Raw genomic sequence first — 21,956 nt, forward strand, 5'->3', positions numbered from 1 at the left:
GCGGCGCCTGCGCGGCACCCGTTGCGCGGACCACCGATCGTTTCGTTTTCCGATCCGATTGTTTAGTCCATTTACTAGCGTTTTCGCGCATGGCAGTGTCACGATGCGCGGCGGACAATCGGGAGGGCCACCGTGTCGGCGGGCCGCCGGCACGATTTCAAGCGCGAGACCAGGCCCAGCGCCAACAGCATAGTCATGACAACCGTCGAAGTCGAAGCGGCCGAACGTGTCCAACCGGCACAGGCCTCCCTATGGACCTTGTTCAAGGTCATCGCCGGCATTTCCGCCGTGTCGTGGGGCGGGCTGTCGATGATGGCCCAGCTCGAACGCCACTACGTCGACCGGTTGCAGCGCATCGAGCCGCACGTGTTCGCCGATTTCATCGCCCTCGCATGGCTCGTGCCGGGCCCGGTCGGCTGCAATGTCGCGGTGCAGGTCGGCCAGACGCTGCACGGCCGCGTCGGCGCGTGGATCGCCGGCATCGCGAGCGTGCTGCCGTTCTTCCTGCTGATGACGCTGTTCGCGATCTTCTACCGCACGCCGATCGTGCGCTCGCTCGCCGCGCCGATGCTGATCAATCACTTCGGGATGGTGCTCGCCGCGCTGATCGGCGTCACGTGGATCAAGCAACTGCGTACGCTCGCACGCACGCGGCTCGAACAGTTGATTGCCGCGCTCTCGACGATTCTGCTCGCTTTCGCGCATAGTCCGGCCGCGTTCGTCGGGATTCTTTTCGCCGCGTTTGCAGCCGGCTGGCTGACCGGGCCGCCGCAAGACGACGCGGTCGATTTCACGCTATCGAAGCGCGACCGCAACCTGCTCGTGCTGCTCGCCATCCTCGTCGCGCTGTTCGCGCTGCCGCTGTCCGGCGACTACCAGATGACGCTGCTGTGGCCGCGGCTCGCCGGCGCCGGGATGACGCTGTTCGGCGGCGGCTTCTCCGCGCTGCCCGTGCTCAAGACGCTGTTCGTGTCACCGGCGACCGGCATCTCCGATCACGACTTCACGCTCGCGTTCGCGCTGTCGCCCGTGTCGCCCGGCCCGCTGCTGAACGTCGTGCCGTTTCTCGGCTACCTGACCGACGGCTGGACCGGCGCGCTGCTCGCGACCGCCGCGCTGTTCATTCCGTCGGGATGTCTCGTCGTGTTCGCGCAGAACCATCTGTTCCGGCTCAAGCGCCACTCGCGCTTCGAGCACGGGATGCACCTGATGCGCGCGGCGACGACGGGCTTTCTGGTCGTCGCCGTCGTGAAGATCCTGCATCGCGAACCGGCCGATCCCGTCTATTGGCTCACGGGCGCCTTTGCGATGCTGTGCTTCGCGCGCTTCAAGCTGCCCGTGTATGCCGTCTACGGCGCGGTCGCGATCGCGTGCGGCGCTTGGCTGTGGGCCGTCGCGCATTGACGGCCGGCTGCGATTGCCGCCACCGCCCGCCCCGCCGCTTGCCGCTCAGCCTGCCTGCACCGCGACGCGGCGTGCGACCCAGCGCGCCCGCAGCGCGTCGTACGCGAGGTTGAAGCAGAACGTGTAAGGCAGGAAGAACAGCACGATGCCGAGGTCGAGCAGCAGCGCCTCGACGAGGCTCACATCCAGCCACCACGCGGCGACCGGCACCACCATCGCGACGAGGCCGAACTCGAACGCGACCGCATGCGCGACCCGCATCCCAACCGTGCGCGTGAGGCCGGCGCGCCGCTCGAAGCGGTCGAACAGCGTGTTGAACGTCATGTTCCAGGCCATCGCGATCAGCGACACCATCACCGTCAGCACGCCGACGTGCGACACCGGCATGTCGAGCAGCCATGCGCCGATCGGCGCGCATAGCGCGATCGCCACCAGCTCGAACGTCAGCGCGTGAACGAGGCGTTCCGTCACCGTTTTATTCATCTGTTTCATGCTTCCCTCCGATTCGTTTGCTCAGATCATGTGTGGCATTCTGATCGGCACGACCGTATGAATCCAGTTTGATATCATCGGTTTTACCGATACAACGCGATGAGATCCGCCACATGCGTCACGCACCCGAAGCCCTGCTCGCCTTCGCCGAAGCCGCGCTGCTCGGCTCGTTCACGGCCGCCGCGCGCAAGCTCGGCAAGCGCCAGTCGACGGTGTCCGAAGCGATCGCGAACCTCGAGATCGATCTGGGCGTGCAGCTGTTCGACCGCTCGACGCGCACGCCGACGCTGACCGATGCCGGCCGCGCGCTGCTGCCGCAGGTGCAGCGCACGCTGGAAGCCGGCGCGGCGATCGACCGCACCGCCGCGCGGCTCGCGCAGGGCGAGGAGGCGCGGCTCACGCTCGTCGTGTCCGATACGTACCAGTCGAAGCGTTACGAGGAGACCTTGATGGCGCTCGAGCGGCGCTTTCCGGCGCTCGAGCTCGAATGCCAGATCGCCGAGCACGAGGACGTGCTCGACCTGATCCAGCAGGGCCGCGCGCAGCTCGGGCTGATGGCCGCGCGCGCCGTCTACCCGCCCGATATCGGCGCGGCGACGGTGGCGGAGGAATCCGAGATCGGTCTGTTCGTCGGGCGCACGCACGCGCTGGCCGCCTATGGAGACGCCGACGTGCCGCATGCGGCGCTGCGCGACGCGCGCGAGCTGCGCCTGAACACCTACGTGAAACCGGAGGATCGCGGCGCCGACGACCGGATCGTCGTCGGCACGCAGCGCTGGCTCGCGCCGAGCTATCTGATGCTGCTGGAGATGGCGGTGCTGGGGTTCGGCTGGGCCGAGCTGCCGCGCTGGATGGTCGAGCACTTCGCGCGCGACCGGCTGTGCGAGCTGCGCTCGCGCGGCTGGCCGCGCCGCGTGCGGGTCGATGCGGTGTGGTCGCGCAACCGGCCGCTCGGCCCGGCCGGCGCGTGGCTGCTCGACGCGATGCTGGCCGCGTAGCGGCGCGCGGCACCGCGCCGGCGGCGAACGCCGAACGGCGCTGCGGAATCGGAGGTCAGAAGCCGCGCGACAACACGGCGGCGCCGATCGTCACGACGCCGAGCACGAGATTGACGACGACGAGCAGGCGCACCGCGTTCACCGCGCGCGCGCCATCGGGCCAGTTCTGCGCCTGCACCGCGCGGCGGATACGCGGGAACAGCGCGAAGCGGATGTGGCCGAAGATCAGCATCATCACGACGCCCAGCCCTGCCATCGCATGCAGCGTCCACGTCGCGTGCGCGCCGCCGAATGCCATCAGCAGGAACCCGCCGGACAGCAGGATCACGATCACCGAGCCCGACACCCAGTTGAAGAAGCGGCCGAACACGCCTTCGATCAGCGGCAACCGGAGCTGCGGCGTCAGGTCGGACAGCGCCGGGCGCAGGCAGAAATTCGCGAAGACCATCCCGCCCACCCACACGGCGACGGCCAGCAGGTGAAGAAACAGCGCGACGGCAACAGCGTGGGACATGGCGACAATCCTGATAGGGGTTGGGTGCAACGAACAGCCGCGTCACGCGCGGTCTCGAGCGACGTTCGACCGGCGGCCCGCCGCTCGGTTCGGACCCCGGGGCGGCATTTCACACTATTTTGCAAATTCCGCGTGACGCTGCCACTGTCGCTTACCTGAATACGCCGCCCAAAAGAACAGGCCGCACGCCCGCCGAAGCGGAGGTGCGGCCTGCGATGCCGGTCGAGCCGGCGCGCGGATGCGGCGTCAGCCGAGCAGCGGACGCAGTTCGTTGACGACCTTGAGCTTCGTCTCCGGCGTGCGGCCCTTGCGTGCGCGCTTGCCGATGTGCGGCGCGAGCCCCGCGTACGACAGCGTTTCGTCCTGCGCCTTGCCGCCGCGGCCGGTGCCGATCAGCACGACGCCGGCCGGGTCGATCGCGAGCGCCTGCACGAGCGTTTCCTTGTCGTCGAGCGCCATCAGGATCACGCCGCGGCCGCCGCCGGACAGCGTCTTCATCTCGTCCATCCCGAACACCAGCAGCCGGCCGCCGCTCGACAGGCACGCGACCTGCGTCGCGTTCGGCAGCACCGGCATCGGCGCGAGCGGCACCGCGCCCGTATCGATGGTCATGAACGCCTTGCCGGCCTTCACGCGGCTCACCATGTCGCCGACCTTCGCAAGGAAGCCGAACCCGTTGCTCGACGCGAGCAGCAGTTGCTGGTCGACCGGCGCCGCGAAGTAGTGCATCAGGTGCGAGCCCGATTCGAGCTCGATCAGCGACGTCACCGGCACGCCGTCGCCGCGGCCGCCCGGCAGCACCGACACGTCGACCGAGTACACGCGGCCGCTGCTGCCCCACGCGATCAGGCGGTCGGGCGTGCGGCACTGGAACGCCGCGTACAGGTGGTCGCCGGCCTTGAACGTGAAGCCGGCCGGGTCGAGCCCGTGACCCTTCAGCGCACGCACCCAGCCCTTCTGCGACACGACGACCGTCACCGGCTCGTCGACCACCTTCGCCTCGAACGTCGCACGCTTTTCCTGCTGGATCAGCGTGCGGCGATCGTCGCCGTACTGCTTCGCGTCGGTCTCGATCTCCTTGATCATCAGCCGCTTCATCGCGCTTTCGTTCGCGAGCAGCTCCTCGAGCTTCGCCTTCTCGTCGCGCAGCGTCTCGAGCTCCTTCTCGATCTTGATCTTCTCGAGCCGCGCGAGCTGGCGCAGCCGGATTTCGAGAATGTCTTCCGCCTGGCGGTCGGTCAGGCCGAACGCGCTCATCAGCGCGGCCTTCGGCTCGTCCGCCTCGCGGATGATGCGAATCACCTCGTCGATGTTCAGGAAGACGATCATCCGCCCTTCGAGGATGTGGATGCGGTCGTCGACCTTCGCGAGACGATGGCGGGACCGGCGCGTCATCGTCAGCTGTCGGAACTTCACCCATTCGTCGAGGATCGTCAGCAGCCCCTTCTGGCCCGGCCGGCCGTCGGCGCCGATCATCACGAGGTTCAGCGTCGCGTTCGACTCGAGGCTCGTGTACGCGAGCAGCGTGTTCACGAATTCCGTCTGGTCGATCGTGCGCGACTTCGGCTCGAACACGAGCCGCACCGCCGCTTCCTTGCCCGACTCGTCGCGCACCGCGTCGAGCAGGTCGAGCATCGCCTTCTTCGTGTTGAGCTGTTCGGGCGTGAGCGTCTTCTTGCCGAGCTTGAGCTTCGGGTTGGTCAGCTCCTCGATTTCCTCGAGCACCTTCTGGCCCGACGTGCTCGGCGGCAGCTCGGTGACGACGAGTTGCCACTGGCCGCGCGCGAGATCCTCGATCTTCCAGCGCGCGCGCACCTTCAGGCTGCCGCGGCCGGTTTCATAGGCCGCCGCGATCTCGGTGTCGCTCGAGATGATCTGGCCGCCGCCCGGGAAGTCCGGGCCAGGGATCAGGTTCATCAGCTCCGCGTGCGTGAGCTTCGGATTGCGGATCAATGCGACCGCCGCCGCCGCGACCTCGCGCAGGTTGTGCGACGGGATTTCGGTGGCGAGGCCGACCGCGATGCCCGATGCGCCGTTCAACAGCACGAACGGCATGCGGCTCGGCAGCGTCTTCGGTTCCTCGAACGAGCCGTCGTAGTTCGGCATGAAGTCGACCGTGCCCTGGTCGATTTCGTCGAGCAGCAGCTTCGAGATCGGCGTGAGCCGCGCTTCGGTGTATCGCATCGCCGCCGCGCCGTCGCCGTCGCGCGAGCCGAAGTTGCCCTGCCCGTCGATCAGCGGATAGCGCAGCGAGAAATCCTGCGCGAGACGCACGAGCGCGTCGTATGCAGACTGGTCGCCGTGCGGGTGGTATTTACCGAGCACGTCGCCGACCACGCGCGCCGACTTCACCGGCTTCGCGTCGGGGCCGAGGCCCATTTCGTTCATCGCGAACAGGATCCGGCGCTGCACCGGCTTCTGGCCGTCGCACACGTCGGGCAGCGCGCGGCTCTTCACGACGCTGACCGCGTAGCTGAGGTACGCCTGCTCCGCGTAATTGCCGAGCGTCAGCGCATCGGCATCCGGTGCGTCGGACCCGGCGAAGAGATCGGAAGTATTGTCGTCCATCTGAATTCCGTATTCGTAAATGGCGTGAGGCCGGGCCGGGCGTCATGCCCGGCCGCGCGGGTTAGATGTCCGCTTCGACGTCGTTGCCCTTTTCCTCGAGCCAGCCGCGCCGCGCGGCTGCCTCGCCCTTGCCCATCAGCATCGTCATCCGCGCGACGGTCGACTCGTAGTCGAGCTCGCCGAGCTTCACCGGCATCAGGCGGCGCGTGTCGGGGTTCATCGTGGTGTCCCACAGCTGCTCCGCGCTCATTTCGCCGAGACCCTTGAAGCGGCTGATGCTCCATTGGGTTTCACGCACGCCGTCCTTGCGCAGCTTGTCGAGCGTCGCCTCGAGTTCGCCTTCGTCGAGCGCATAGAGCTTCTGCGCGGGCTTCTTGCCGCGCGCGGGCGCATCGACGCGGAACAGCGGCGGCCGCGCGACATGCACGTGGCCGCGTTCGATCAGTTGCGGGAAGTGCTTGAAGAACAGCGTGAGCAGCAGCACCTGGATGTGCGAGCCGTCGACGTCCGCGTCCGACAGGATGCAGATCTTGCCGTAGCGCAGGTTCGACAGGTCGACGGTTTCGTCCGGGCTGTGCGGATCGACGCCGATCGCGACCGAGATGTCATGCACCTCGTTGTTCGCGAACAGGCGGTCGCGCTCGGTTTCCCAGGTATTCAGCACCTTGCCGCGCAGCGGCAGGATCGCCTGGTATTCCTTGTCGCGGCCCATCTTCGCGGAACCGCCCGCCGAGTCGCCCTCGACGAGGAACAGCTCGTTGCGCGCGATATCTTCCGTCTCGCAATCGGTCAGCTTGCCGGGCAGCACCGCGACGCCCGAGCTCTTGCGCTTCTCGACCTTCTGGCCCGCGCGCGTGCGCGCCTGCGCCTGCTTGATCACGAGTTCGGCGAGCTTCTTGCCGTGCTCGACGTGCTGGTTCAGCCACAGCTCGAGCGCCGGCCGCGAGAACGACGACACGAGCTTCACCGCGTCGCGGCTATTCAGGCGCTCCTTGATCTGCCCTTGAAACTGCGGGTCGAGCACCTTCGCGGACAGCACGAACGACACGCGTGCGAACACGTCTTCCGCGAGCAGCTTCACGCCCTTCGGCTGCAGGTTGTGCAGTTCGACGAAGCTTTTCACCGCCTGGTAGAGACCGTCGCGCAGGCCCGACTCGTGCGTGCCGCCGGCCGGCGTCGGGATCAGGTTCACGTACGACTCGCGCACGAGCGAACCTTCCTCGCTCCATGCGACGACCCACGACGCGCCCTCGCCTTCGGCGAAGGTTTCGTCGGTCGAACGCGCATCGGCGAAGCGCTCGCCCTCGAACAGCGGGATCAGCAGCTCGCTGCCGTTCATCTCGTCGAGCAGGTAGCCGCGCAGGCCGTCCTCGTATTTCCACGTCTGGCGTTCGCCGGTCTTCTCGTTGACGAGCACGACCTCGACGCCCGGCAGCAGCACGGCCTTCGAGCGCAGCAGGCGCTGCAGCTCGCCGAGCGGCAGGTTCGGCGAATCGAAGTACTTCGGATTCGGCCATACCTGCACGCGCGTGCCGGATTTCTTCTCGCCGCGGCCCGCGCCTTGCGTCGCGAGCGGCTTGACGACATCGCCGTCGGCGAAGCCGAGTTCGGCGATCTTGCCGTCGCGCCAGACCGTCACGTCGAGGCGCGTCGCCAGTGCGTTCGTGACCGACACGCCGACGCCGTGCAGGCCGCCCGAGAACGTGTACGCGCCGCCGGCGGCCTTGTCGAACTTGCCGCCCGCGTGCAGGCGCGTGAACACGATCTCGACGACCGGCACGCCTTCCTCGGGGTGCATGCCGAACGGGATGCCGCGGCCGTCGTCCTCGACCGATACCGACTGGTCGGTGTGCAGCGTGACGATGATCTGCTTGCCGTAGCCGCCGAGTGCCTCGTCGGACGCGTTGTCGATGACTTCCTGAATGATGTGCAGCGGATTTTCGGTACGGGTGTACATGCCGGGCCGCTGCTTGACCGGCTCGAGACCCTTGAGCACCTTGATCGATGCTTCGCTATAGGCCGCGCTGGGCTTCTTCGTTGACATAGGCGCTGAATTTCGTCATTCATCGGGACGTTGTCCACACCTGGTGTGGATAACGTCGTGGACAAAACGTTGAGTTCCGTAAAAAAGCGAATCGAAACAACGCTGTGCTTGGACTGCTTCGAAAGCGGGCGCGCGGCATGCGCTGCGCGACCCGGGACGCGCGGTATTTTACTGGTTCCGCGTGGCGCGCCATCGCAAGATCGTCGCGCGGTGCGGCCGGCCATGCGGCGGGCGTACGACGCGCCGGCCCGCGACGCGCCGCGCGCCGTGCGTCAGACCGGTTTGCGCTTCGCTTCGAGCGTTTCCCACCGCTCGAGCGCGGCGAGCAGTTCGTCGTCGATCGCCGCGAACCGTTCAGTCAGGCGCGTGCCTTCCTGCGGATCCTTCGCGAAGATCGCGCCGTCCTCGAGCTGCGCGTTGATCGTCTTCTGTTCTTCCTCGAGCGCCGCGATCTTCTGCGGCAGCGCATCGAGTTCGCGCTGCTCGTTGAACGACAGCTTGACCGTGCGCTGCGCGTTGCGGCCGGCCGCGCTTTTCGCCGGGTCTTCCTTGACCGGCGCCGCTTCCTTCACCGCGCGCTTCGCCGCTTCCTGCTGCGCGAGCTGCTGCGAACGCTCGCTCTGGATCTGCCAGTCGGTGAAGCCGCCGACGTATTCGCGCCACTTGCCGTCGCCCTCCGCCGCAATCACCGACGTCACGACGTTGTCGAGGAACGCGCGATCGTGGCTGACGAGCAGCACCGTGCCGTCATAGTCGGCCAGCAGCTCTTCGAGCAGTTCGAGCGTCGGGATGTCGAGGTCGTTCGTCGGTTCGTCCAGCACCAGCACGTTGGCCGGACGCGCGAACAGGCGCGCGAGCAGCAGCCGGTTGCGCTCGCCGCCCGACAGCGACTTCACCGGCGAGCGCGCGCGTTCCGGCGCGAACAGGAAGTCGCCGAGATAGCTCATCACGTGCTTGCGCACGCCGCCGATCTCGACCCATTCGCTACCGGGGCTGATCGTATCGGCCAGGCTCTTGTCCTGGTCGAGCTGCGCGCGCATCTGGTCGAAATACGCGACCTGCAGATTCGTGCCCGTGCGCACCGTGCCCGAGTCGGGCTTCAGCTCGCCGAGGATCAGCTTGAGCAGCGTGGTCTTGCCCGCGCCGTTCGGGCCGACGAAACCGATCTTGTCGCCGCGCATGACCGACGTCGAAAACGTGTCGACCACCGTTCGATCGCCGTAGCGCTTCGTCACGTCCGTCAGCTCCGCGACGATCTTGCCCGACTTCTCGCCCTGCGCGACGTCGAGCCTCACGTTGCCCTGCGAATTGCGGCGCTCCGCGCGCTCGTTGCGCATCTGCACGAGCCGCGCGATGCGCCCGACGCTGCGCGTACGGCGCGCCTCGACGCCCTTGCGGATCCACACTTCTTCCTGCGCGAGCAGCTTGTCGAATTTCTCGTTTTCCACGCGCTCGACTTCGAGCTGCTGCGCCTTGCGCGTCTGGTACGCGGAGAAATTGCCCGGATACGACAGCAGCCCGCCGCGATCGAGCTCGACGATGCGTGTCGCGACGCGGTCGAGGAATGCGCGATCGTGGGTGATGAACAGCAGGCCCGCGCGCTGCGAGACCAGCAGTTCTTCCAGCCAGCGGATGCCGTCGAAGTCGAGGTGGTTGGTCGGTTCGTCGAGCAGCAGCACGTCGGGCTGCAGCACCAGCGCGCGCGCCAGCGCGACGCGCTTCTGCATCCCGCCCGACAGTGCGTCGACGCTGGCGTCGCCGTCCGTCAGGCCGATCTGCGCGAGCGTCATCGACACGCGCGTGCGCCAGTTCCACGCGTCGTGCATGTCGAGCGACGACTGCAGCGCGTTCATCCGCGCGAGCAGCGCATCGTGCTCCGCGCCTTCGGGTGTCTCGGCGAGCCGGTGCGCGATCGAATCGTATTCTTCGAGCACTTCGCGCGTGTGCGTGAGCCCCGATGCCACGGCCTCGAACACCGTCGCGCCGGGTTCGAATTCGGGCTCCTGCGGCACGTAGACGGTCACGAGCTCCTGCTGGCGCGTGATCAACCCGTCATCGGGCTTCGCGAGCCCGGCGACGATCTTCAGCAGCGACGACTTGCCCGCGCCGTTGCGGCCGATCAGGCCGACACGCTCGCCGGCTTCCAGCGAGAAGTCCGCGTGATCGAGCAACGCGACGTGACCGAACGCGAGTTGCGCGCCGGTAATGGAATAAAGCGACATGGGGAGACGGCGAAGAGAGAAATCGGAAGCGCCCATTGTACCGGTGGCGGAGGCCGGCGCCGGGATGGCCTGACGGACTATGCCGGTGCGTGGTGCTTTTCGTGCTGTGACTGCCTGCAGGCGTGCGCTCGGCGGACGGCGCCGGCGTGGCGCGCTTCGGCGCCCTGCGGGGCCGGCGCGGCGGGCATCCGGCCGCAGCTTCCCGGCCGGGCGCCCGCACGCGGGAGGTGCGATTACTTCACGTTGACCGTGATAGTCGAGCTCAGCTCGGGACCATACGAACGGTGTGCGCCGTCGCCGAGCTGCAGCGTCAGCGTGTGCTTGCCGGGCGGCAGCTTCACGTCGGTTTCGGTCTGGGCCTTGCCGAAGTGCAGCGAATGTTCGGAGGCGGGAATCACGTCGCCCTTGGGCACCGGCTTGCCGTCGATCAGCAGGTGATGGTGGCCCGTGTCCGGCGTCATGTCGCCGGCCGGCTTGAGCGCCATCCCTTCAAGGCCGAACTGCACATGCACGGGGCTCGACACCGTCGCGCCATCCTTCGGCTCGACGAAAAACACGCGCGCCTCGGCACGCGCGAGCGTCGACACGGCCAGTGCCGCGACACATACCGCACCTGCGATCCATTTCTTGTTGAGCATCGTTTCCTCCTTCAGATTGAAAGGCTCACGAAGCATACACTGCGTGCCCGGCTCGTGCGATGTCGGGCGTTGTTCGCGATGCGTACGTTTAAAAGGACGTTGCGCAGGTGTTCGGCGAAATTACGGTACTATTGCGCCTTTCGTCCGTTGGCCGCGCCGCGGACGGCATGACCGACTTTCTTCATCCCGAACGCCCTATGAGCGACGTAATCGAATACCAAAGCTGGGTCTGCCTGATTTGCGGGTGGGTCTATAACGAAGCGGAAGGCCTGCCCGACGAGGGGATCCCCGCCGGCACCCGTTTCGCCGACATTCCCGCCGACTGGCGATGCCCGCTGTGCGACGTGGGCAAGGAAGATTTCGTCGTCGTGGATTTCTGATTTCGGTTTCCGGAAACACTGAGCACGCGCGCGGCGCACCGGCACGCATTCCGTCCGCCGATGCGCCGCGCGTTTGCTATACTCTGCGCGCTGTCCACATCGCCGTCCCGGTCGCGTTTTTTCACACGCAATATCGCGGACTCGGCTCTCCCCGTAGTTCAATGGATAGAACAAGCGCCTCCTAAGCGCTAGATACAGGTTCGATTCCTGTCGGGGGGACCAGCCAAGCCCCAAACCTCCCCCAAGATTCACAATAGATCGCCCGCTCAGGCCCGTCTGACCGGACCTCTAGCTCCCATCGTTACCCAAGGTTGCTCAGTGACAGCCGGAGAAAGTGTTGGCATTTTTTGTTGGTATCAGCAGATACCAACAACACAGATACCAACAATGCCTCTCACTGACGTGCAGGTACGGAACGCGAAGGCCAGCGCGGCCCCGTACAAACTCACGGACGGCAACGGAATGTTCTTGCTTGTCCAACCGAACGGCGCGAAGTACTGGCGCTTGTCCTACCGCTTCCTTGGCAAGCAGAAGACGCTCGCCCTCGGCGTCTATCCGGTCGTCACGCTCGCGACGGCACGGAAGAAGCGCGACGAGGCCCGCGAGCAGATCGCAGCCGGCATCGATCCGGGCGAGGCGAAGAAGGAAGCCAGACGGGCCGCCGAGATCGCGGCGGCCAACTCGTTCGAAGCGGTAGCCCGCGAGTGGTTCAACTCCCAGCGTCCGGGCTGGAGCGACGGCTACGCGGAGAAGGTGCTGAATACGCTTGAGGTCCACGTGTTTCCGAAGATCGGCCCTCGCCCGATCGCGGAGATCGATTCGCCGCAGATGCTCAGCATCGTTCGCGAGGTTGAAGCGCGCGGGGTGCGCGAGACAGCGAAGCGGATTCTCCAGCGCGCGGTCTTCCAGTACGGGATCATGACCGGGCGATGCTCCAGGAACCCGGCGGCCGACATCGATGCGCAGACGGTCTTGAAGAAGGGTCCCGGCGTGCAGCACATGGCCCGCGTCAAGGCGACGGAGATTCCGCAGCTCATGCGCGACATTGACGCGTACCAAGGCGACCTTGTTACCCGGCTCGCGCTCCGCTTGATGGCTCTGACCTTCGTGCGGACAACGGAAATGATCCGTGCGGAGTGGTCAGAGTTTGACGAGGCCGCAGCGGAATGGTGCATTCCGCCTGAACGCATGGAGATGCGCGACCCGCACATCGTGCCCCTATCGCGGCAGGCGCTCGACGTGCTCGCCCAGCTCCGCGCACTCAACGGCCAGCGTCGCTTCGTGTTCTATAGCGTGCAAGGCCGAAGCCACATTTCGAACAACACCATGCTCTACGCGCTCTATCGCATGGGCTACAAGTCGCGAATGACGGGACACGGCTTTCGCGGGTTGGCGGCGACGGCATTGCGCGAACTCGGTTTCGGCCGAGACGTTGTAGAGCGACAGATGGCACACGCCGAACGCAATCAAGTGACGGCCGCCTACGTCCACGCCGAATATCTGCCGGAGCGCAGGCGAATGATGCAAGCGCGGGGAGATCACCTAGATCATCTCAAAGCTGGAGCGGAAATCTTGCGTATCGCGTCAGTTCGATAACGGGCCAACATTGTCCACGGCACTCCTCCCGCCCCCCACTGCCAGTGATGGGGAGCGGGCGCTTTACCAGTTGCTCGCAAACTCCCGGCATATCTACCGCTTATCGACCCATATGCGCTCTTCGGTCAAGCGTGATCCCCCGTGGCAGCCCCCAACTGGAACGACCATTCGCGTCGCCTAGGCAAAGAATTGGCCGTTGAACGAGTGCCCTTGCAGGTACGGCGCGGTGTTTAGATTGGCGCCTTCCATTCCCATGGTCGCAAGTTGCAGTGCGAGAAAGAAGTAGAGAAGACTGCCGCGCTCACCTTCCCACATAAACATCTTCGCGCGGGCATCAGCGGAATTGAACATTGGGGAGTTGCATAGCGTATATATCCCGCGTCCGAGAAGCGTCACTGCGTCAAGTGAATGACCGGCCTTAGTCAGCCTATCCCGGTCGGTCCAGTCGTCGGCAGGCAGTTCTAGTTGCTCGGTGACTTTCGTTTGCCAACTTCTGACTGTCTCCATGCGAGCAGGACCATCGTAAGCAAGTACGAATGACAGTGGTTTGGGCGGAATCCAACCAAAGGATGCATAGCGGGTTGACTGCGACTCGAGTGCCTTCAAGTTCGCCGCGGCCGAACATGCTTGCAACATTGCAGCCTCGTCTAGCAATGATTTAACTTCAATCGTTGCGACAACTGACTCAACGAGGAAGCCCGTAACGCCGCCGAAATCCAATTTCGGGTAGTTCGTCCGATAAATTACGATGTCGAACTGGTTGCGCTTATCGCGAGGCATCGAACGGTGATCGATGACTTCTCCAGTGCCAATTGCAACGTTCGCACCAAGGTGAGTCGATAGGAAGTTGGTGATCAAATTCTCCCGTGGCGTCCCGCGATGAAGCGTGTGTCCCGCGTTAGCTGCAATTCTAGAGGTTTGTAATAGAGTTGATTCAACCTCATCGAAATGTGCTTCAAGCATTCTCTTCATGCCATTGATCCTCAATTGTCTCTCTCCGAATCATATCTAAAGACCGCGAATGACTACTTGCTGAGCGAATCTATCGTCTGAATGTCCTAGCGCAGCTTCGGGTGATAGTCCTTAACGGACGAACGCGGAATGCGTCGTGCTCTTCATACGCCCTCAGTGAACAACCGTTACGCCGCTAGGGTTCGCCGTAGAGGCACGATCGACCCGGACCAAAGGAGGCGGGCGTTCCGTCGCGACCTTCCCTGCATGGTTATGACTTTCCGTGCGTTTCCCACCAGTAAAACGGCCATTGCCTAGCCATAAGGCGATCATCTGATTTGCCCCCTTATATGTGGCCCCCCTATGTCCGCGGTCAGTAGAGAAAGGACGCGGGTGTGAGCCCCGCGTCTTCGCCCTAGACGCAGGGTCCCCCGCTTTCCGGCCACCCCGACACTTGCGGCCGGCGCAACAATGCCCGATCGGCGCGTGTCGCGGACACCCCCCTCGAAAACACGTTGTCGATGCACCTCGAATCCCGGAGAGCCGCACCCCGTCTAGCTTCGCGGTCGACGCAGACGGTCGACGCCTGCCCGCTCACTGCAAAACGAGTTGGAGATTTGGAGATAAACGCCTGAATCGGCCGAAAAGCCTTGTGGGGTAAGGCTTCGTGTGTCTCCAAACGATTTGGAGAATGCTGGAGATACTGGAGATAAACCAGCCCGGATTGTTACGGTGGCGGCAAGATTCGATCGCCGGCCCGGTTCCACCTGGAGCGCATCGCTCAAAGTAACTTTGGCGCGCGGGCGAAAAATGCCGCGCAAAGGAATGCCCGCCACCGCCCTCCCGGACGGCGGCGGCGTCTTTCACAGTTCGAGCGTGAAGATCGACGGCAGCACGCGATAGACCATGAATTTCCCGTGGCCGGGGATGTACTCCTGCCGGTACGGGTAGCCGTCGCTACGCGGCATCAGCACGCCCCGCTTCATCAGTGCCTTGGCGACGACCTTGTGATCGAAGCCGGCGCACACGTCCTTGCGAAACACGGCCGCTTCACTCAGGTATTCCGTCTCGACGCTTTCGGCATCGTCGGCGCTCATCTTGCCGCCGAACTCGGCGTAATACTCGCGATCGGATGCGATGGGCGTGCGGCGCTCGTCGCGCTTCACATGCGGCTTGAAGCCCGCTCGATGCGGCACGTTCGGCCGATGGCCGTCCTGCGCCCGGTTCATCCACACGAATCGGTTGTCGCCGTGTGCGGCGAGGAAATGCTGTACCTGCCGCACGGCTTCCGCCTCGTCCGAATTGCCCGTGCCGCCGCGCAGTTCGAGCCAGCCTTCGAAGCAGCGACGTGCTGCCTCGACCACTTCGCCCTGCGGCCAGCGGGTCAGCCCGTGCGCCGTCGCCAGCTCGCCGGCCACCGCAACGAGGCAGAACCGCTTGGCGACGCGCGCGACCTGCGAATGCGATCCGTCCGGCACCCATTGCCCGACCAGCTCATCGACGCGCATGCGCAGATGCTCGGCCAGCTCGCCCGCCTGCGACGACGCCCACTCGATGAACGCGGGGCCGGCCGTGCCGTAGTGCATGCCCGCGTGCCGCTCTAGATGCTCGATCAGTGCGGCCGGCGTCGGGAAGCCGTGCAGCTTCTCCACGACGCCCATTTCGCCCACCTCGGCCGGGATCGCGGGCAAGCGCACTTCGATACCGCCTTTCATCGGTTTGTTACCCTCGGCCATCAGTGCGGACACGCTCGTTTCGCCGTTCGACAGGAACAGCAGCCGCGACGTGAGAACCGGCTTTGCCGAGCCACTACGCGATGCGCGGGCCTTGCCCGACTCGTTCGCGAGCATGTAGATCACATCGCCGACCAAGCGCGGCTCGACCTGCCCGATTTCATCAAGGATCAGCAGCGCGTCGCTATGCTGCGTGGCGACCGCTTCGAGTGCGTTATCGGTCGCCTTCCAGCTCCGCACGTAGTCCGGCGAGCCGAACACGGACGCGGCGATGACGCCGCCCGTCGACTTACCCTTGGACGTCGTGCCGAGCAGGTGGAAGCCGCCCGACTGAAGCCCGGAGAAGTGCAGCAGTGGACCAGCGAAGGCGGTTGCGACGCAGAACAACAGCCGGCTATTGCCGACGCAGTAGGCCGCTACCTCGCGCTGCCAGTCGTCCAGCGTGCCGCGCTCCTTGAATTGGCTTTGGATCGGCGTATCGGCCTGATAGATCAGCGCCTCCTTGCCAGTCCCGATCACGCGATCGGGCAGCACGAACGCGCCGTGATGCCAGCCGACGCGCGGCACGCAGCGCACGCGCTCATCGGGTTGCGCCATCTGCACATAGTTAGCGATCTGCGTGCGGGCGATCTGCGTCACGCCAAGCTTCACGCCCATATCGAGCAGCATGCGTCGCAGCTCCGTCCCGTCGCCGGCAAAGAGGCCGGCCGGCACCGCCCATCGTTTCAGGATGCCGTCGCGGTCAGTGAATTCGAGCAGGTAGCCCCACTCTCTGTTCATCTCGTTTCGCGTCTCCGCGATCACGTCGATCCGCGTGCTGACCCAATGCGGCGGAAGCGGATCGCCCTGATTGTTGAAGCCGTGAAACCACACGCCCTTGTCGTCAACGACGAACCGCGACTTGCCGTCCTGCGCGCGGGCCGTTTTGGGGCGCTTGGCGGGCTTCGCAGCGGGCAGTGCTGCCTCGGCCTTGCCTGCGTCGGCCGAGCCGGCCGGCGCAAGCGCAGCGCGCACGGCGGCGGCCACCGTATCTGGGCCGACGTGCGCAGCCAGGTCGTTGAAGTCGGTGCCAGCCGGAGGACGATTCGAGCCGAAGTCGGGCACGGCCACAATGCCGGCGACAGCCTCGGCCGCCGCGCGGGCCTTCGTCACGCCCGGATTACCCTTTGTCGTGTGGTCGTCGTCGGCGCAAACAACGGTTGTGATCGGGGCGATTCACCTCGGCCACGAAGTGAGGCGCGGGCGGTTGCACGGCGTTCTTGTTCGTCTTTGCCATGGCCGTCCCCTCAGTGCGTCGTGCGCGGTTCGCGCGTGACAAGGCCGAGCGCCGCGAACAGGTGCCGCTGCACGCGCCCCATCAGGCCGGCCGCGAACGCTTGGCGGCTGATCGTCACGCGGTGCGCGTCGACGTCGCCCGCGTCCTGCATGGCGGCTTCCATGCCGCGTGCGAACGCGGCGACTTGATGCGCCGCGTAGTCGTGCAGCCGCACGTCGCCTTTCAGGTCGAGCCATGCGTCGGCGCAGATCGCGCCAAGGTCGACGGCGAATTGCAGCTCGATCGGAGCGCCGGTATCGAGCGGCGGTGCGTTGTCGAAGCCATTGATAACCGCGGTTCGGATGCGCTCATCAGTCATGGCATACCTCCGGTTGCGCGGTACGGCGCATTTCGGCCGAATACCGGCTTGCAACGCTTTGCCCCATGTCGACGAGCGAGCGCTCGTAAGTGCCCTCAGCAAGATGCAGTTGACTCGTCTCGCGGGCAGATAGACGGCCAAGCGCGCTCACGTCCGCGAGCAAAAGTAACTTTTCCGCATGGACGCGGTACTCAGTCACGTCCTCCAAGCTCGGATAGAAATAACGTAGCGCAGCACGATCAAGAGCTAACTCCACCTCGTCATCAAACATCGAGCGGCCAATCGGGTCCGCCTGAATGCCTGGCTCGTGCAACCGGTGTAGCCGTCGGACGAGCGATGCGTCATTCTCAACAGCGTTCGCGCTGTCGATCAAACACTCAATCGCTGTACTCGCCTGATGGACCGCGAGCCCGGACAGCAACTGCGCATCGGACAGAAGGCCGCTATAGCCGATGTACTGACGTGCAGCAGCGAGCAAATCCCCGTCATCAGATTCCGCTTCATCGCCTCGCTTCAAAATGCTGTACGCTTGACGCATGAGGTTCGTGGCAGCACGTTGGGCCCATGCTAGATAGTCCCATCTCTCTACCACCTCAGCGCGTCGCCAACAGTACACATTTCGACGACACGCACCGTCAATCTCCCAATGACGTGCAAGGGCAGTCTCAACGAAATGCGCGAGGCCCATGGCAATCGCTCTCCATTCAGGGCGGCGGTGAATTACTTCGTAGTTATCAAGGGGAGCGAGCAGATCTTCAAGGAAGTGTTCCGATAGTGGATTTCTTGAATGGCGTCGGTTCCGTATGGCGATCGTTTCAAGGCAACGTATCTCATCACCAAGCCCCCCTACGGTGGCACCCGACGACACGACAACGTTCATCGCCCACACTTCACATGCACCCTTACTGAAAAATGCCGAGCAGCCAGCGCAGGCATTTTTTCCTTCAAATAGCCGCGCCAAGCTTATTGACTAATATTTTACTGTGACGGGTCGCGCCGGCCTTTCTGTTTCACTAAAATCTCCCTCCAACCGGCGCGACACCCATCCACTCGGCATTACTGTCTATGCGTTACATCCCGGCCATGAACCGCTTGTACAGTTCGCCAAATTTTTGAGGTGGAACCTCGGCTAACTTGTTACCGTGCCGAACAAAAAATACGCCACCGAAGTTCGACGGTTCGTCTTGGGCTTGAGCTTCGAAGACAAAGACCGTCTTGTCGTAGTACCTGACTGCCTTTACGTTACGCGCGACATAATCCCGCAAAGGCTCCGACAGCGCCGAATCTTTTATCCGAGTCGTTAACTCCATAAAAAGATCATCCAGCGACTTTTTTAAGGCAGCAGCCTCGTGCTCGATACCCGTTATAAAAAAGCGCTCGAACGGGCGTGCATCCACCCCGTACAGTTTCGTTACTCGCTGCGCGTCTGCCTCAGTGTCAGCCACACCGACGAGAACATATCCACGCACGCCCTTACGAATGTTCGCGATTCCCGCGAGCGTCTTTAAAATTTTGTCAAAGCTGTCTTCATCGAATTGGTCTTTACCGTCCAGTCGGAGGAAACCCTGTTTGAAATCGTAAGCCCCTTGTTCCGTGTACGATTGTGTCAGGATATTTTCCATCTGGGTGATCCACCGAACCTGCGCGGGGTCATAGCCTTTGGCCGGGCCGAACGCGGGCCCATATACTCCTGCGGCGCCGTTCACTGCGTTAGCGCGAGCCTCGGCGCCCCAGCGACCACCCTCAGGAACCGGAATGTTAGCGCCGCTGCCATCGAGAAACTTCACCAGCATGTCTTGATCGATTACCTCCTGATTCTGTAGAACGATGAGCTTATGCAAAGCTAGGAACACCACTTGGAAGTATCGAGGTGCGCGAGGCGACTGCTCACCAAACAAGAGCTGGCTGAGTGTCCGCCCCGCACGGTTAAGCGTCACCTTGATCTGATCCAGCACTCGCTGAAAATCACTCTCAGCAATTTCGATCGTGTGCTTTTGCGTTGCAAGTTCGATTTGGGCGTACCGTTGTTGCTGCGCCTGCCCATCGCTAAAACCGAAGAAGTCGTCAAGAAACTCACTGCGCGATGATGGCTTCTCGTCGAGCAGCATGAATGCCAGAATGTCGGCAACCAGTTCTTCGTCACGCGATTCACGCACCTGCTCCTTTGTCAGCACCCCCTGCTTGATCCAGAAAATCTCGTCCGCGTTGATACCGTATGGCAACTCGCGATTCGTGATCGAAATCTTCTTCATCTCGTTAAGCGGAAGCTCATTCGTAGCGGACACGTCACCACGAACCTTCGAAGAAATGAGCCGGACAGCGTCCGCAAAGTGGCCTGTTGCTCCAGCGATCCGCAGCTCCTGTCGCGACAGCTTGCGTCCACCAGAGTTAATTCGCCGAAACACCTCATCGACATCGTCATCATTGGCAAATTCGTAGATCGACAGAGGTATCGTGTACGCGGCAATTCGAACGCACACGTCTCTCGCCAGGGTAGGCTGTTGTTGCTGCAACTTGCCGTCGTCGAGAAGCGCTTTTGTCTCCGCCATTGTATTAAGATCGAAGTAGCATCCCTCGACGTCGTACTCATTTTCAATGAAGGAGAATATCGCGTTGAGCCGCTGCATTCCGTCGATAATCTCGAATAAATTCTGCGACTCCTTCTTTTGCTCCGCGAGGAGCACAATCGGGACCGGGTACCCTGAAATTATTGAGTCGATGAACTGACGCTTTTCCTCGAGCGTCCAGACCAGCTTGCGTTGATAGCGCCGATTCACCATATAGCGCCAAGCCTGATAGTTACCATAGATGCGCTGGATCGCTTCGCCTTTAACAGTAAGGTCCTGATGCGTACGCTGTTGTTCTGGTTCAGTCATAGGATTGGCTTCCATTGTGCGTCAGTGGGCTGGTACCAAATTCTACTGTAGCGGATCGACGCTCAAGCTTACAGCGTCAACTGGCATGTCCGAAACCGAACCTTTTCGTACAGTAGTTCACAGCCATGTCCGAAAATATGGGAAAGTAAGATTCGTACATATGCTACGATTCGGACATCCATTTCGAACATATCGAATACGCAACATGTCCCGGACCTTCGCATACGCCCGTGTCAGCACCACCGACCAGTCGACGGCCAACCAACTCCGCGAGATTGAGGCAGCCGGCTTTTCCGTCGACAAACGCCGAGTTGTTGAGGAGAGCATTTCCGGCAGTGTCAGTGCGAATCAACGACCCGGGTTCGCGGAGTTACTGGTCAGGATGGAAGAAGGTGACGTGCTGATTGTCACAAAGCTCGACCGACTTGGCCGGAACGCAATGGACGTGCGCGCGACCGTCGAGGCTCTCGCGGATCGCGGTATTCGAATTCATTGCCTCGCGCTCGGCGGTGTTGACCTGACTAGTGCAGCCGGCCGGATGACGATGCAGGTACTAAATGCTGTCGCGGAGTTTGAACGTGACCTGCTTATCGAGCGGACGCATGCAGGTATTAGTCGAGCAAAGGCAGAAGGGAAAGCACTGGGGCGACCATCCACCCTTACCAAGCAACAACAAGCCGAAGTTTTACGGAAAATCGAGCAAGGTTCGAGCGTATCTGGACTTGCGAGGGAATATGGCACAAGCCGCCAGACGATCATGCGGATACGCATGTCGGGATAAGCCTTGAACGGCCGCCGTTAGGAATTGTCCTAACGGCTCCCAGTCTAGCGATTCATATCAAGCCACAATTGGTGTCGTTGCCACACATCAGATGTCGCCTTGCCCCTCGTTCCGGCCTTTTGACGCTACCAACTTTGCATAGTTGATATGGCCCAGCACCATCGGCATCGTTTCCGGAGACACCGAGCCCTTCTCAAGCAGATGAGTCAGCGCTCGAATGCGATGCCGATATCCCTTCGTCAGACGAGGACTATCGCCATCGACAAGTAATCCGTGCACCTTTAGTCGATTTGGCTTCGTAGCGAGCTTTTCCTTTCTTTCCGAAAGTTTCCATCCACCTGCCTCAATCGTTTGACGAACAAAAGCCTTCAGATCGTCAGGCGGTTGACCGCGCCCCGAAAGGACAACGTCATCTGCGTAGCGCGTATACATAACGCCACGCTCACCAGCGTACTCTTCCAGCCGCCGGTCATAAGGAAAAAACACCAGATTGGATAACACCGGGCTCGATGGGGCGCCCTGAGCAAGAAAGCCCCTGAAGCAACTGTAGGTCGCGACGAGCTGCGCCGCTTTCGGCTGATAACCTACCTCCTCTAATGCTCGCTGCACGGCATCGAAGCTGGTGCTCGGGAAGAAGTCCGTTACATCAACGGAATAAACCCAATCGGCGCCGCAGTGCTTTGCCGCCGCGTCGATGTGCGAGCGACCTAGCACAAATCCATAGACACTATCGGGATATGTCAACGATGTCGCCAAATTTCCACCTATCCACCGTTGAACAAGCTTCAAAGCAACTTTGGGAGACTGGATCAATCGCCTCTTCGTACCAGACCGGATTTCAAATTGACGATAGTAGCGATCTGGCCGCCGAGCAATAGCGCTCAGAAAGAGCGGGCTAAAGCCGAATAGAGTCGCGATAACACGCGTCGAAACGGCCGGCGGAAGTTTCCGCTCGATCAGGAAGCGAACCTCGTCAGCATGAACCTCCCTGGACTCTTCCATAAGAGCCTTGAGCAGGTAGTCCAAAGACGGGAAATTTACGAGAAGTGGTGGCGTGTTCACGGGAAGAGCAAAGCTGAGATTGCTTTCGTTGAGTCGCCTGCCGAACGGCGGACGATCCGAAGG

The 21,956-nt window shown here is 63.0% G+C and carries 16 protein-coding genes, 1 tRNA gene and 1 pseudogene; 6 read left to right on the top strand and 12 right to left on the bottom strand.

Annotated features, from left to right (window positions below; all coding sequences use genetic code 11):
• Window positions 1-195 precede the first annotated feature (195 nt).
• A complete protein-coding gene (locus SB771_RS04635; RefSeq protein ID WP_175660216.1) occupies window positions 196-1,404 on the top strand; it encodes a chromate transporter in 1,209 nt (402 codons plus the stop codon).
• A 45-nt stretch (window positions 1,405-1,449) separates the two neighbouring features.
• Here SB771_RS04635 and SB771_RS04640 read toward each other — a convergent pair whose 3' ends face one another.
• Window positions 1,450-1,896, bottom strand: a complete 447-nt coding sequence (locus SB771_RS04640; protein WP_175660217.1) for a multidrug/biocide efflux PACE transporter — start codon at window positions 1,894-1,896, stop codon at window positions 1,450-1,452.
• A 113-nt stretch (window positions 1,897-2,009) separates the two neighbouring features.
• Between SB771_RS04640 and SB771_RS04645 the strand changes: the two genes are divergently transcribed.
• A complete protein-coding gene (locus SB771_RS04645) occupies window positions 2,010-2,894 on the top strand; it encodes a LysR family transcriptional regulator (protein ID WP_006752877.1) in 885 nt (294 codons plus the stop codon).
• A 55-nt stretch (window positions 2,895-2,949) separates the two neighbouring features.
• Here the strand turns inward: SB771_RS04645 and SB771_RS04650 are convergent, their stop codons facing one another.
• The 5 genes from SB771_RS04650 to SB771_RS04670 all read right to left on the bottom strand — a co-directional run bounded on the left by SB771_RS04650 (window position 2,950) and on the right by SB771_RS04670 (window position 10,880).
• A complete protein-coding gene (locus tag SB771_RS04650; RefSeq protein WP_126228282.1) occupies window positions 2,950-3,408 on the bottom strand; it encodes a CopD family protein in 459 nt (152 codons plus the stop codon).
• Between the two features lie 246 nt (window positions 3,409-3,654).
• Entirely contained in the window at window positions 3,655-5,976 is a 2,322-nt protein-coding gene (gene parC / locus SB771_RS04655; RefSeq protein WP_175660218.1) for a DNA topoisomerase IV subunit A, read from the bottom strand.
• 61 nt (window positions 5,977-6,037) lie between these two features.
• A complete protein-coding gene (locus SB771_RS04660; RefSeq protein WP_011657573.1) occupies window positions 6,038-8,020 on the bottom strand; it encodes a DNA topoisomerase IV subunit B in 1,983 nt (660 codons plus the stop codon).
• Window positions 8,021-8,292: 272 nt separating this feature from the next.
• Entirely contained in the window at window positions 8,293-10,278 is a 1,986-nt protein-coding gene (locus tag SB771_RS04665; RefSeq protein ID WP_175660219.1) for an ATP-binding cassette domain-containing protein, read from the bottom strand.
• Window positions 10,279-10,475: 197 nt separating this feature from the next.
• Window positions 10,476-10,880, bottom strand: coding sequence for a DUF4399 domain-containing protein (locus tag SB771_RS04670; protein ID WP_041491385.1), 405 nt, complete (start codon window positions 10,878-10,880; stop codon window positions 10,476-10,478).
• A 197-nt stretch (window positions 10,881-11,077) separates the two neighbouring features.
• Between SB771_RS04670 and SB771_RS04675 the strand changes: the two genes are divergently transcribed.
• The 3 genes from SB771_RS04675 (at window position 11,078) to SB771_RS04685 (ending at window position 12,856) form a co-directional block, all read left to right on the top strand.
• Window positions 11,078-11,260, top strand: a complete 183-nt coding sequence (locus SB771_RS04675) for a rubredoxin (protein ID WP_041491231.1) — start codon at window positions 11,078-11,080, stop codon at window positions 11,258-11,260.
• 147 nt (window positions 11,261-11,407) lie between these two features.
• Window positions 11,408-11,482, top strand: a tRNA-Arg gene (locus SB771_RS04680).
• A gap of 165 nt (window positions 11,483-11,647) precedes the next feature.
• On the top strand, window positions 11,648-12,856 hold the full coding sequence (locus SB771_RS04685; RefSeq protein ID WP_175660220.1) for a tyrosine-type recombinase/integrase: 1,209 nt from the start codon (window positions 11,648-11,650) through the stop codon (window positions 12,854-12,856).
• A 177-nt stretch (window positions 12,857-13,033) separates the two neighbouring features.
• Here the strand turns inward: SB771_RS04685 and SB771_RS04690 are convergent, their stop codons facing one another.
• The 5 genes and pseudogenes from SB771_RS04690 to SB771_RS04710 form a co-directional block, all read right to left on the bottom strand.
• Window positions 13,034-13,828, bottom strand: coding sequence for a DUF6602 domain-containing protein (locus SB771_RS04690; RefSeq protein ID WP_208446590.1), 795 nt, complete (start codon window positions 13,826-13,828; stop codon window positions 13,034-13,036).
• Between the two features lie 842 nt (window positions 13,829-14,670).
• Window positions 14,671-16,737: pseudogene (locus tag SB771_RS04695) on the bottom strand (DUF927 domain-containing protein); the annotation flags it as partial.
• An 89-nt stretch (window positions 16,738-16,826) separates the two neighbouring features.
• Window positions 16,827-17,174: a hypothetical protein gene (locus tag SB771_RS04700; protein ID WP_175660221.1), complete on the bottom strand. Its 348-nt coding sequence runs from the start codon at window positions 17,172-17,174 to the stop codon at window positions 16,827-16,829.
• Window positions 17,167-17,712 (bottom strand): hypothetical protein, encoded by a 546-nt coding sequence (locus SB771_RS04705; RefSeq protein ID WP_175660162.1) that lies wholly within the window; start codon window positions 17,710-17,712, stop codon window positions 17,167-17,169. Before SB771_RS04705 ends, SB771_RS04700 begins: the two co-directional genes overlap by 8 nt.
• Before the next feature lie 532 nt (window positions 17,713-18,244).
• Window positions 18,245-20,050, bottom strand: a complete 1,806-nt coding sequence (locus SB771_RS04710; protein WP_175660222.1) for a DUF262 domain-containing protein — start codon at window positions 20,048-20,050, stop codon at window positions 18,245-18,247.
• Window positions 20,051-20,255: 205 nt separating this feature from the next.
• On the opposite strand from SB771_RS04710, the gene SB771_RS04715 reads away from it, so the two are divergent.
• Window positions 20,256-20,831 (top strand): recombinase family protein, encoded by a 576-nt coding sequence (locus SB771_RS04715; protein ID WP_175660223.1) that lies wholly within the window; start codon window positions 20,256-20,258, stop codon window positions 20,829-20,831.
• An 87-nt stretch (window positions 20,832-20,918) separates the two neighbouring features.
• Here SB771_RS04715 and SB771_RS04720 read toward each other — a convergent pair whose 3' ends face one another.
• Window positions 20,919-21,857 carry a reverse transcriptase family protein gene (locus SB771_RS04720; protein ID WP_175660224.1) on the bottom strand — a complete coding sequence of 313 codons (939 nt, stop codon included), beginning with the start codon at window positions 21,855-21,857 and terminating at the stop codon, window positions 20,919-20,921.
• Window positions 21,858-21,956: the final 99 nt, after the last annotated feature.

This window comes from Burkholderia sp. SIMBA_051 (assembly GCF_046534915.1).
Taxonomy (GTDB): domain Bacteria; phylum Pseudomonadota; class Gammaproteobacteria; order Burkholderiales; family Burkholderiaceae; genus Burkholderia; species Burkholderia ambifaria.